Below are 12,389 nucleotides of genomic sequence, written 5' to 3'. Positions count from 1 at the left end.
GATTTTCCGGCCGCGGCAACACGGCATGTCCTTATACGGAAAACCCTTTGTTTGAGCCATAGTCATTTCTTCTCTAGGGATACGTTGCGTCCAGCACACCCTATTTTTTGTCCGGCACGGTCAGCTCCCGGCTGATGCCGCCTTCCAGCGCGCTACCGCTGGTCGTGCCTTCGCCATTCATGCGGCGCTGGCACGCATCGCGGTCGTCCACCGGAAGAGCATTGCAGCGCAACAGGGCATTTGACTGATCCGCCGCCTTGTCGTCAGTCAGGCGCCCCTTTCGCGATTCTTGCAATGCCGCTCCAGCTTCTTTCAGGCATGTCGCGCGGTCCTGGTTGGACTGGCCGCTGATGCAACGGGCGCGATCCGCCTGATAGCGTGCGTTGGCGTCTGTGGAATCGCTTGCAGCTCCTGCCGTCGCGGCGGAAAGCGACATGCTCAGGACAAGCAGCGTCAAGGCAGACAGGCAAGCGCTCTTGCAAACGGGAATATTGGGTGCTGGAGAAACGTGAATCTGGCGATTTAACATGATAGCCTCCGATTGGAGATTTAAATCTACCGTAGTGCATCGTCCGCTGTATGTACGCTAGCGCACATCGTTCGAGTCAAAATCCGCCTCCGCCCGGGAAGACAAAGTGATTTCGATGCGCTCTTTGCCCTTGCCAAGCCGCTTACGTTTTAACGTGAGCTTGCCGATTTCTGCGGTGGACCTGGGGTGGGTGCCTCCGCAACCCATGCGGGCAAAGCCCTTGACTTCCCAGTACCGGCGTTGAGACTGTTGATCGGTGAAGTCTGTTTCTATCGGCTTGCCGGCGGCGACCAGAACGCCGGCTTCCTGCTCAAGCAAGGGGAACAGCACGGCGATGCTGTCATCGCGGGCGAAGTCGATGCGCGCCTTGTCCTCGGAAATGTGGGCGCCGATGCGCTCGATGCCCGGACAATGCTGGTACACCAGCTGAAGAATCATTTCAGCCGCGAAATGCAGGCGCATCAGGCGATAGCGCCGGTCCCAGTCAATCCGCAATTCGACCGGGTCGCCTGCTTTCAAGGTGTGTTCGGGCGGCAGCGTGTAGGCGATATCCAATCCATCCTTCGCCGCGGCCAGGACCGGATAGCCGCCCAAGGTGCCGGCATCGCTTTCCTGGCCGCCCGAGAAAGCGAAGAAAATCGTTGACTGCAGATACACCTGATCGCCGCGTACAGCGGCGACAGCGGTTTTCAGCTCGGTCAGATAAGGATCTTGCCAAAAGATTTTCTGTGTCATGGTTCACATTCGTCGATTGATCTGCTGTCTTGCTCAGCTAAACAGGCGCGATGCATGCTTCGCATCGCGCTTGCCTGCATCGCGATTCCGTTCGACAACCCGGAATCTGTCAGCGTAGCTGCCACTGCCTGTATGTCAAGATCCTCTGATCATAATGGTTTTGAAACGCAGGCATGATGTTTTGGTAGAAATTCCGGTTGTTATTGAGATCCACCAAATCCTGAAAGCGATATGGCGCGGGAGCAAAGGCGGTCCGATTTCCAGCGGGGGTCGTTCCAGCGGACGGACGCGCCATTCCACGCCAGGAAATTATCGACATTGCTTCCATCGGCGACGACGATTCCCTCGGTGAAATAGACCTTGTTGCGGAATGCCGGATTGGAATACATCATCCAGAACTCCTGCCCCGTATAGCTGACGCGATTGATGCCTTCGTATGGATAACCCAAATTAAAACTGATGTCGTTGAAGCCTTGGGCGTTGTTCCGGCACTCGAGCAGAACGCACCGCACTCATCGCGACAAGCGCGAGCAGCCGTGTGATGAGCTGCGGACGGATATTGACGAACGAATGTGCGGCTATAATGAAAAGCAGGCACATTCTGGCAAAAATGCAGTTGGCATCCATCAAGCCTAGGTTAGGATACATGAAGATTTAACCGTTTCCATCGCGCAGAGTCTACCGGACCAAGCCATGCTGAGAAAGCGTCCACGTTTTGTGAAGCTCGTTATTCTCCTCGCGATCTTGCTGTTGATCGCGGTGATGATGTATTTCGTCGCCGACGAGCTACGCACCTCGAGGCTGCAAGCCAGCTATCTGGCGCGCCTGGGAAATGAGCTAAATTTTCACGCAGGACCCGGCCCGAGCCGATCGATCCTGTTCCCGAATGCGGGCCCCTATGATCAACGTCTGGGCTACACCCAATTGCAGACCTACCAGGAACGGCTGGATGGGCTTGAATATGCCGTGACTGAACAAGCTCGCCTGTCGCCGCGAATGGGCGAACTGATCAAACGCGGCTTGTACGCTCCTTATCCGGAAAAGGATCAGGCTGGCCTGACAATCTTGGACTGCAACGGACTGCCTATTTACGCCCCGGTCTTCCCGGAACGGATCTACTCAAGTTTCGCCGCCATCCCGCCCTTGCTAACCAGTTCTCTCCTGTATATTGAAAACCGGACCCTGCTCGACGCCAGCCAGCCGCAGCGTAACCCTGCTGTCGAATGGGGGCGCTTTTCCCACGCAATATGGGATCGCGCCGTGCATTTGTTCCACCCCAATTCTGAATCGCCCGGCGGCAGTACATTGGCCACCCAGATCGAGAAATATCGACATTCTCCCGACGGACGCACTGGATCCGCCACGGAAAAACTGCGCCAGATGATCTCCGCCTCAGTGCGCGCCTATCTCTATGGCGAAGACACAACCGAAGTACGCCGCCAATTGGTGACCCATTATGTGAACACCGTCCCATTAGGAGCGCGCGCCGGCTTCGGCGAAATCAACGGTGTGGGTGACGGCTTATGGGCGTGGTATGGCCGCGATTTCAAACAAGTCAATTTGTTGCTGGCCGATCATTCCCAAGCCCCTCTTTCGATGCGCGCGCTAGCCTACAAGGAAGTGCTCAGCCTGTTTATTTCGCAGCGCAGCCCGTCCTACTATCAGGCTCACATCGATGAACTGGAAACGCTCACCGACTCTCACCTGCGCCTGTTGGCCAATGCGGGAGTGATCACCACTGCGCTGCGCGACGCGGCGTTGGCGCAATCACTCAAGCCGCACAGTAAAGACCCGCGGCCATCCTGGCGGCCCGCTGAACGCAAAGGGGTCAACGCCGTACGGGGAAATCTGGCATCGCTGCTAAGCGTGCCGCGCATGTATGACCTCGATCGCCTGGATCTCGTTGTCGACAGCGCGCTAGACTCCCGATTACAACAGGACGTAACTGCTGAGCTGTATAAATTGCGCGACCCGGCAAACGCCAGGACAGCAGGCTTGATCGAACCTCAATTGCTCCAGCAAGGCGATCCGCGCGGCGTGACTTACAGTTTTACGCTGTTCGAACGCACCCCGGGGGGAAATCGCGTACGTGTGCAGACAGACAATTTCGACCAGCCGCTTGACATCAACAAAGGTATCAAGCTCGATCTCGGCTCTACAGCCAAGCTGCGCACGCTAATCACCTACCTTGAAATCGTCGCCGACCTGCACCACCGGTACGCCGCCCTCGACCGGCAAGAGCTGAAAAAAATAAGCGTGGCGCAGCAGGACCCCATCCGACGCTGGGCGCTCGATTATCTTGCACAAACACCAGAGCGCAGCCTGGCCGCAATGCTGGAAGCCTCTCTGGAGCGCAAGTACTCTGGCAATCCGGGCGAATGGTTCTCCACCGGCGGCGGCATGCAGCATTTCGAAAATTTCGAGAAATTCGAAAATGGCCAGAACTTCACTGTGCGCGAAGGGTTCCGGCATTCGGTTAATCTGGTGTTTGTACGACTGATGCGCGATATCGTGCATTTTTACATGTACCAGGTGCCGGGTTCGAGCGCACAGCTGCTGGAGAACATTGATACACCCGACCGCAAAGGATACCTGCAGCGCTTTGCCGATACCGAGGGGCGCACATTCATATCGCACTTCTACAGCAAATACCGCAACAAAAGCATTGAAGAGCAGGAACGCATCCTGATCCAGGGCATACATCCAACCCTCAAACGCCTGGCAATGATTTTCAGGACCATAGCGCCGCAGGACAGCCCTGCCCGATTCACTCAATTCGCCAACACCTACCTGCCTGCGGTCGGCCTCAGCGACGAGATGCTGAGCAAGCTCTACGATGAATCCGCTCCGCAGCGATTCGATCTCTCTGATCGCGGTTATCTGGCCGGCGTACACCCGCTGGAATTATGGATGGTCGGCTACCTGCGAAAATATCCGGACGCCACGCTCACGCAAGCTTTCGCAGCAAGCGCCGGCGAGCGGCAAGAAGTCTATAAATGGCTGTTCAAGACCCGTCATAAGAATGCGCAGGACAAACGCATAAAGCAATTGCTTGAAGTAGAAGGCTTCCAGGAAATCCACAAGGCGTGGGCACGCCTGGGGTATCCGTTCGAATCGCTGGTCCCGTCATATGGGACGGCCATCGGCGCCTCTGCGGATCGCCCGGACGCGTTGGCGGAATTGATGGGAATTATCGAGAATCAAGGCTTGCGCCTGCCAACGGTGCGCATCGAGCGCCTGCAGTTCGGCAACGGCACGCCATATGAAACAACACTGGCCCGTACCGCCAGCAGCGGCGAACGCGTCTTGACACCGGAAATCCCGCTGCTGCTGCGTCCGGTCCTGGCCGAAGTAGTCCAGATGGGAACAGCCAAGAGGCTGGCTGGAGCCTTCAAGTCAGCGAATGGAACGCAAATAACGGTAGGCGGGAAGACCGGTACAGGCGATAACCGTTATAAGACTTTCGCCAAGGGCGGCGGGCTGATTTCCGAACGAGTGGTTAGTCGTTCGGGGGTATTGGTGTTCTACATTGGCGATCAATATTTCGGCACGGTGATGGCATATGTGGCGGGGCCCAAGGCGGGGGAATACAAATTCACCAGCGCCCTGACGGTGCAGATTCTCAAAGTGCTGGCCCCGACACTGATGCATGGCCTTGGCTATAACGAGGCTGGCCGCCAGCCGCACGAATGTGCCCGGCCATAGGGGTAATCCCCCCATTTTCAGAACAGATCATTTGGCGGGGGATAATATAGTCCTGCCAAGCCAATTCTCTATGCCTATTGACAGCTTATTACAGCAGCAATTGCTCCTTACAACCAGAGAAAGAAAAAGCCCCGGGCCGACAGGGAGGCGCGAGGCTTCGATACACTTTTCATCCGGGCGTCTGGCCGTCAGACTAGCCTGTCACCTCACTCAAAGCTACTTTACGCGTATTCTGTCCGGCAGCTTTGGTATGGAAGAAATCGATCGTTTGACCCTCGGCACAGGCAAAATAACGATCAACGGAGTCAAGAGTCACCGTCGCGCCGAAGTGCTTCCCGTTTCCAAAGGATGGATCTCCACCCATGGTTGTGTTGTTGATGGTCACAATCCCTTGGTTTCGATTTATGGCCGCTTGTAGTACTTCCTGCACATTTACAACCTGACTTTGGTCTTGATTCCCACCATTGAGGGCACCATACACAGCAAATTTTACGGTAAGAACAGTCATCGCAATTTCCTCCCAGTTATTTGTCAAGTGCAGCCGCATAAAATAAATTGTCGCCGTAGCGACAGTACGAGGTCTAGCCGTTGCACCGTGATCCGATAGTCCCCGCACGACTTGAGATCGCGATTATTCGATCACGGTGGGAGATTGCAATGCGCGATGCAACCAATACAGAGTAGTTCAATAAATTGGAAAAACACCTGTTAAATATGATAGGCCGACCACACCCGCAATCTCTCCAGACTGCTGATATGTCTCGGACACAAAAACACAAAGCCTCGAACCAATGAAGGAGCGAGGCTTTGAAAACGTCTGATGCTTGAGGAGATTCACGCGTTCCAGTGCTATCTGCAAAGTGACCGCGGCGTAACAGAATCGACTCAAATATCCGCCATCAATTTTTCTAGATACAGCAATGGCGTGCATATGAAAATGGATCTTACCGCACAGTTTTGCGCGAGGGAGGTTTTTTCGATCGTGTTCGAATGATCAGCACCCATCGTCGCCCAACTCTTACCCATCGGCGTGCGCTTCATCTGCGGCTTCATCTGCAGTAAGGCCGAGGACTGCACTACCTCGGCCCGCATACCGAAAATATTCAGGAAATATTCAGGTGGAGAATGCTTTGCATTGCTTGACGCAGTTGACGCAGGAATCGGCGCAAGCCTTGCAGACAGCATGCTTCATCTCGTGCTTGCGGCATTCCGTCTCACATGCCTGACAGGCATCCATGGTCAGCGCAGCCAATGCGGCAACATGCTTGGACTGCTGATTCGCCAGGCTTTCAAGTGCTCCGCACAGCGCTAGCATCTGATTGACAGACTTGGCGCATGCGGCCATCTCCTTTTCCCCCAGACCGAGGAGGTCGAAGCAGTGGCTAATGCAAGCCTGCCCCTTAGCGACACAGTCGGCAGTCGTGTCCACCAAGGGCTGGTACAGGCCGCCTTGCATATGGTGATGATCATGAGCCATATCGTCGGCCATCGCGGCACTACTCAATCCAGCCAGCGCAATCGCGCCAGCTTTCGTAATCACGTCACGTCTGTTCATGATTGCCCCCAGGAAATTGAGGATTTGATCATATCAGAGAATTTCTCCAATCGGTTTTAGACGAAAATCAACAGCAAGCCTGCCCTCCCCCAAGGATTCATTCCACGCGGAAGTCAGTCTTCTAATAACTATTTCGTACTAACTTCTATCAACGAAAGCCAATGGGATGTCGAACCCTCCGTCAAGGAAGTAGACTCTTTCGCGTTAATTCGCGGCATTGCATGAGATATGCGATTGGTTTCTCGCTTCGCTTTCCTGGTATTTCTTTCTTCACGCATTTTTTTTTGATGATCGCAATGGGCAATAATTTTTTTCACTAACTTGCACAAGTCTTGATCGTCACGTAAATTTTCAGCCAGTTGCTGCCAGTGCCCACTTACGTACCACCGTCTAACACGCATGTAGATAGCGTTCCATTTTCCAAATTTTGGCGGCAAATCCGCCCAAACATTCGTATCAGAGACAAACCACAATACGGCTTCAATAAACAATCTGTTGTCACGAGCATGGCTCCCAGGATCTCCGATTTTTCCTAACATCAGGAGCCTCAGTTTTTCCCATTGATCGTCTCTAAGTTTGGCGCCTGATTCACATTTAGAATTAATCATTAACAATCTCATTTCCACATTTTCAAACCCACCCACCTCTTGCAATCCACTAGCCAGGAATTAACTGGCATCACAGCGCAATAATCAAAAGTCAGATTCAACAAATCGCGCTAAATTTCTGCAGTTCTTAAATGAGAAGAAATTTTTCCGGTGAAGAGGGTATAAATATGCACATAAAAGGTGGGCCCCAAAATGAAGCCCACCTTTATCATCCGCAGAAATTGATCTTTTTCAAATTACAGAATAAATTTTGCCAGGCTAGATAATTCTCAAATTCACCCTGGCTTTACCGATCCTCCAACCTGCATCTGATCAATTTAGGTCTCGCCCTACCAGGAATACCCCACACCTGCATTAATCAGTGTACGAGTACCGGAGGTTGTACTGACACCGAATTTTATGACGGTGCTTGGATTGACACGAGCACTAGCCCCGATAGCAAGCGCCGTATAACCAGCATAACTACCGATTCCTGCACCTAATGCAAATGTCTTACCATAGTCAACTTGCGGAAGACCAGCCAAAGCCCCAGCCATTGCGACTCCGCTATATGCGATGCGCTGAACGTCACCAACTTGATTTTGCACGGCATTCAATTGAGAGACATTCACGGCGTCAGTTGGATTGACACCAGCCGCCACGTTGGTGATACGACGCTCACTTCCAGGGGATCCAACAGATACTGTATTGGCTTGATCCGCTATAGAACCTGCACCCAGCGCCACCGAATTGCCCCCTGTGGCTTGGGCTCCCGCGCCGGTGGCAACAGAATTGTCCCCGGTGGCTTGAGCGCCCGCGCCGGTCGCGACAGAATTATTACCTGAAGCCAGTGAATTTTGACCTATCGCGACAGTAGGATCGCCAGTTGCCTGGGCGTTATTTCCGATCGCCACCGATCCAGCCTGCGAAGCTAAAGCGCGGAACCCTACGGCAGTGGTATTGGCATCAGTTGCCTGTGCGTTCGAACCAAATGCCGTTGCGCCGTCCTTGGTAGCCTGCGCGCACAAACCAGAACCAGTCGCATCCACCCCCTTCACCGTGCTGCAGGTCGCCGGCGTCACGTTTTTAACTACAGTCCCGTTTGCGCCACGAGTCTGTACTGTACCGTCGCTATTCGCACCGCCGATTGTCGTAGCGCCTATCGTCGCACCATTCGCTGCGGCGGCAGTTGACGCATCTGCGAGTGGCTTCAATGTTGTCGACAATGAAACGACGCCGGTCATGCTTGTTGAGAGCAAAGTCAGCTGCCCCAGCCCGGTTGATATTGATGCAACACCAGTTGACAACGAATTGATGCCACTCGTCGCCGAGCTCAAGCCGGTTGACGTTGACGTCGACAAGGATGATACGCTGCTGTTGGTGGAACTCAGGCCGGTTGACAGCGAAGTAATACCACTTGCTGCTGTGCTCAATCCCGTCGAAGTCGATGTCGATAAGGACGACACATTGCTGTTAGTCGTACTCAAACCCGTTGACAGCGAATTTACGCCGCTTTGCGCCGTACTGATCCCTGTCGATGTCGAGGTCGATAACGATGTCACGTTGCTGTTCGTCGTACTTAAACCGGTTGACAGTGAAGTGATGCCCGTCGACGCCGAAGTAGACAAAGACGATAACTGGCTGTAGTTCACGGCATCGGTTGGGTTCACGCCAGCAGCTACATTGGTGAGAGTCACGGGTGTTGTCGCACCAACCCCTCCTAACGTAACGCTAGTGTGACCAGGGTTATCATACTGAACAGAGTTGGCAACTCCAGTCGACAAAGAGGAAATACCCGTCGACAGCGAACCGATGTTGCTGGTGTTCGTGCTGATGCCAGTCGAGGTCGAAGTCGACAGCGACGATACGCTGCTGTTGGTGGTGCTCAGGCCACTGGACAGCGAAGTGACGTTACTGTTCATCGTGCTCATGCCGGTCGAAGTCGAAGTCGACAGCGAAGACACGCTGCTGTTAGTCGTGCTGAGGCCACTGGACAGCGAAGTGACGTTGCTGTTCGTCGTACTCAGGCCGGTCGAGGTCGAAGTCGACAACGACGATACGTTGCTGTTGGTGGTGCTAAGGCCGCTGGACAGCGAAGTGACGTTGCTGTTCGTCGTACTCAGGCCGGTCGAAGTCGAAGTCGACAACGAAGACACGCTGCTGTTGGTGGTGCTCAGGCCGCTGGACAGCGAAGTGACGTTGCTGTTGGTCGTGCTCAGCCCCGTCGAAGTCGAAGTCGACAACGAAGACACGCTGCTGTTGGTGGTGCTCAGGCCACTGGACAACGAAGTCACGTTGCTGTTGGTGCTGCTCAAGCCGGTCGAGGTCGACGTCGACAGTGACGATACGCTGCTGTTGGTGGTGCTCAGGCCACTGGACAGCGAAGTGACGTTGCTGTTGGTCGTGCTCAGTCCCGTCGAAGTCGAAGTCGACAACGAAGACACGCTGCTGTTGGTGGTGCTCAGGCCACTGGACAACGAAGTGACGTTGCTGTTGGTCGTACTCAGGCCGGTCGAAGTCGAAGTCGACAGCGACGATACGCTGCTGTTGGTGGTGCTCAAGCCGCTGGACAGCGAAGTGACGTTGCTGTTGGTCGTGCTCAGTCCCGTCGAAGTCGAAGTTGACAACGACGACACGCTGCTGTTGGTGGTGCTCAGGCCGCTGGACAGCGAAGTGACGTTACTGTTGGTCGTGCTCAGCCCCGTCGAAGTCGAAGTCGACAACGAAGACACGCTGCTGTTGGTGGTGCTCAGGCCGCTGGACAGCGAAGTGACGTTGCTGTTGGTCGTACTCAGACCGGTCGAAGTCGAAGTCGACAGCGACGATACGCTGCTGTTGGTGGTGCTCAAGCCGCTGGACAGCGAAGTCACGTTGCTGTTGGTGCTGCTGAGGCCACTGGACAACGAAGTGACGTTGCTGTTCGTCGAACTCAGCCCCGTCGAGGTCGAAGTCGACAGCGACGATACGCTGCTGTTGGTGGTGCTAAGGCCACTGGACAACGAAGTGACGTTGCTGTTCGTCGAACTCAGACCGGTCGAAGTCGAAGTCGACAACGACGACACGCTGCTGTTGGTGGTGCTCAGGCCGCTGGACAGCGAAGTGACGTTGCTGTTGGTCGTGCTCAAGCCGGTCGATGTCGATGTTGACAGTGACGATACGCTGCTGTTGGTCGTGCTCAGTCCGCTGGACAACGAAGTGACGTTGCTGTTGGTCGTACTCAGGCCGGTCGAAGTCGACGTTGACAGCGAAGACACGCTGCTGTTGGTAGTGCTCAGGCCGCTGGACAGCGAAGTGACGTTACTGTTCGTCGTGCTCAGGCCTGTCGAGGTCGAAGTCGACAACGACGATACGCTGCTGTTGGTGGTGCTGAGGCCACTGGACAGCGAAGCGACGTTGCTGTTGGTCGTGCTCAAGCCGGTCGATGTCGATGTTGACAGTGACGATACGCTGCTGTTGGTCGTGCTCAGACCGCTGGACAACGACGTGACGTTGCTGTTGGTCGTGCTCAAGCCGGTCGATGTCGAAGTCGACAGTGACGACACGTTGCTATTGGTGGTGCTGAGACCGCTAGACAACGACGTGACGTTGCTATTGGTCGTGCTCAGCCCCGTCGAGGTCGAAGTCGACAACGACGATACGTTGCTGTTGGTGGTGCTGAGGCCACTGGACAACGAAGTGACGTTGCTGTTGGTCGTGCTCAGCCCCGTCGAGGTCGAAGTCGACAACGACGACACGTTACTACTGGTTGTACTCAGACCGGAATACAATTCGGAACCGTTGATTGCATCAGTTGATGTCGCCGTTATCTGCCCCGCCGCCACATTTGTGATTTGCCGCTCACTGCCTGTCGCTCCAACGCTGACGACGCCTGCGGTGGCCGGCGTTGTACCGGCAAAACCGCTGTAGGTTACCCCTCCCACGCTAGCTGTCGTAGTATTCACTCCGGCTGCAACAACGCTTGCACCAGAACCTAGTGCGACACTGTTTGCAATCGAACTCGTAGCATTTGCACCGATGGCCATAGAATTCGTATTAGACGCGGCTGCGTTATTACCGATAGCTAAAGATGAGGAACCACTTGCAGACGTACCGCCCATCCCAACTGCAATCGAATCTGTGCCAGTGGCTGTGCCGGTCGCCAAACTGGTGTTCGCCACAAAGTAAGGAATCGTAAAAGCACCGGTGACCGTCAGATTATTGATCGTCGCATTCTGGAGATGCGCGGCTGTATTCACATACAATGTCCCGCCGATCGTCATGTTGGTAACATTGGACGTACCGTTGTTAGCGTATGCAAGAATTCTATTAGTTTGAGTAGATGCGTCAGTGTGACCACAAATAACACTCGATCCGTAATAACTCAAAGATGTAGAAGTGTCATCTGTGGTTCCACTATTGCCGTAGCCGCTGGCCGCCCCATAAGTTTGGTACTGGGTATCGCTACAAGCGGTACCATTGCCAACGGCAGTGAAGATCCCACCCACATAGGATTGGGCAGCGTACACTTCACTGCCAAACGCCATTCCAAATACGGCAACGGTGACCAGACTCCCCACCACCGTTGCCTTGTGTTCACTCCTTCCTTTGCCGTGATTTTTTGCCTGCTCCCCAACTACGCACCATTGCCCGGAAGCTTTGCTCCAAATAACTCTAAAGATTTTGTTCACGTTTTCACCGCTTTCTAATTGAAGTTGTTTTGTAATTCAGCTAAACGTATTCATTGGTACGTGTTGACATAGGGAGAGCATCAGTTAAATCAAACCGTGTTTTCCTGAGAAAATTTTCTATTTCATTTTCCAACTGATATTTTTCACGTACGTAGCTTTGATTAGCCGGACTCAATGCAAGTTATATCGATATCAAAGATGCATTTTTTCTTAATGGCTCGGAAATTGATCAATAAGGATTTCAAGCCTTGGCAAATGGAAAGGCACGAACACCTTTAAATTTGACTAGAAATGACATCGACTTACGAGTCGGATAGTAGGCGGGAGCAAAACGGGAAATATTGGCAGTAATGGACAATCAATTAGCATTTATGGCCACTAGCTTCCTGCTTGAAAAATTTTTCTGGCTTCCCGCAGTCGATAGATGAAGAGCGATGACTCTCGACGATCACCGAAAACTCAGGAAAAATTTATAAATAATGTCAACTGAAGGATGGAACTCATAGAGGAAATGGCGAAAATTAAGCCAGCGAATTATTTTCGAAACAATCGTTTATATCATTTCATAAAACACACTTATATTCCCGAAGGGAAACATTGGTACTCGCCAA

8 protein-coding genes and 1 pseudogene are annotated in these 12,389 nt (G+C 53.6%); 1 reads left to right on the top strand and 8 read right to left on the bottom strand.

Annotated elements, in window-relative coordinates; translation table 11 throughout:
* Window positions 1–100: 100 nt before the first annotated feature.
* The 3 genes from KHU30_RS00590 to KHU30_RS00580 all read right to left on the bottom strand — a co-directional run bounded on the left by KHU30_RS00590 (window position 101) and on the right by KHU30_RS00580 (window position 1,656).
* On the bottom strand, window positions 101–529 hold the full coding sequence (locus tag KHU30_RS00590; protein ID WP_211440723.1) for a hypothetical protein: 429 nt from the start codon (window positions 527–529) through the stop codon (window positions 101–103).
* A gap of 57 nt (window positions 530–586) precedes the next feature.
* The gene (locus KHU30_RS00585; RefSeq protein WP_211440722.1) at window positions 587–1,264 is read right to left on the bottom strand and encodes an alanyl-tRNA editing protein; all 678 of its coding nucleotides are present in this window, start codon (window positions 1,262–1,264) and stop codon (window positions 587–589) included.
* A gap of 200 nt (window positions 1,265–1,464) precedes the next feature.
* Window positions 1,465–1,656: a hypothetical protein gene (locus KHU30_RS00580; protein ID WP_211440721.1), complete on the bottom strand. Its 192-nt coding sequence runs from the start codon at window positions 1,654–1,656 to the stop codon at window positions 1,465–1,467.
* Between the two features lie 301 nt (window positions 1,657–1,957).
* On the opposite strand from KHU30_RS00580, the gene KHU30_RS00575 reads away from it, so the two are divergent.
* A complete protein-coding gene (locus KHU30_RS00575; RefSeq protein WP_211440720.1) occupies window positions 1,958–4,969 on the top strand; it encodes a transglycosylase domain-containing protein in 3,012 nt (1,003 codons plus the stop codon).
* 193 nt (window positions 4,970–5,162) lie between these two features.
* On the opposite strand, the gene KHU30_RS00570 is transcribed toward KHU30_RS00575, so the two are convergent.
* The 5 genes and pseudogenes from KHU30_RS00570 to KHU30_RS25610 form a co-directional block, all read right to left on the bottom strand.
* The gene (locus KHU30_RS00570; RefSeq protein WP_211440719.1) at window positions 5,163–5,477 is read right to left on the bottom strand and encodes a hypothetical protein; all 315 of its coding nucleotides are present in this window, start codon (window positions 5,475–5,477) and stop codon (window positions 5,163–5,165) included.
* A gap of 606 nt (window positions 5,478–6,083) precedes the next feature.
* Window positions 6,084–6,524 carry a four-helix bundle copper-binding protein gene (locus tag KHU30_RS00565; RefSeq protein ID WP_211440718.1) on the bottom strand — a complete coding sequence of 147 codons (441 nt, stop codon included), beginning with the start codon at window positions 6,522–6,524 and terminating at the stop codon, window positions 6,084–6,086.
* Between the two features lie 128 nt (window positions 6,525–6,652).
* Window positions 6,653–7,132 carry a transposase gene (locus tag KHU30_RS00560; protein WP_211440717.1) on the bottom strand — a complete coding sequence of 160 codons (480 nt, stop codon included), beginning with the start codon at window positions 7,130–7,132 and terminating at the stop codon, window positions 6,653–6,655.
* Window positions 7,133–7,461: 329 nt separating this feature from the next.
* On the bottom strand, window positions 7,462–11,370 hold the full coding sequence (locus tag KHU30_RS25615; RefSeq protein ID WP_407928030.1) for a YadA-like family protein: 3,909 nt from the start codon (window positions 11,368–11,370) through the stop codon (window positions 7,462–7,464).
* 288 nt (window positions 11,371–11,658) lie between these two features.
* A pseudogene (locus KHU30_RS25610) lies at window positions 11,659–11,778 on the bottom strand (ESPR domain-containing protein); the annotation flags it as partial.
* Window positions 11,779–12,389: the final 611 nt, after the last annotated feature.

The organism is Collimonas humicola, from assembly GCF_018304945.1.
In the GTDB taxonomy this organism is placed as follows: Bacteria; Pseudomonadota; Gammaproteobacteria; order Burkholderiales; family Burkholderiaceae_D; genus Collimonas; species Collimonas humicola.
The sequence above is the reverse complement of the archived record's forward strand: the minus strand, read 5'-3'. Positions and strand labels throughout refer to the sequence as shown.

Coding starts and splice junctions, on each gene's coding strand:
- KHU30_RS25615 (WP_407928030.1), bottom strand. CDS start 11,370: ATGACGATCGGCGGGACATTGTATGTGAATACAGCCGCGCATCTCCAG.
- KHU30_RS00590 (WP_211440723.1), bottom strand. CDS start 529: ATGTTAAATCGCCAGATTCACGTTTCTCCAGCACCCAATATTCCCGTT.
- KHU30_RS00565 (WP_211440718.1), bottom strand. CDS start 6,524: ATGAACAGACGTGACGTGATTACGAAAGCTGGCGCGATTGCGCTGGCT.
- KHU30_RS00580 (WP_211440721.1), bottom strand. CDS start 1,656: ATGATGTATTCCAATCCGGCATTCCGCAACAAGGTCTATTTCACCGAG.
- KHU30_RS00570 (WP_211440719.1), bottom strand. CDS start 5,477: ATGACTGTTCTTACCGTAAAATTTGCTGTGTATGGTGCCCTCAATGGT.
- KHU30_RS00585 (WP_211440722.1), bottom strand. CDS start 1,264: ATGACACAGAAAATCTTTTGGCAAGATCCTTATCTGACCGAGCTGAAA.
- KHU30_RS00575 (WP_211440720.1), top strand. CDS start 1,958: ATGCTGAGAAAGCGTCCACGTTTTGTGAAGCTCGTTATTCTCCTCGCG.
- KHU30_RS00560 (WP_211440717.1), bottom strand. CDS start 7,132: ATGATTAATTCTAAATGTGAATCAGGCGCCAAACTTAGAGACGATCAA.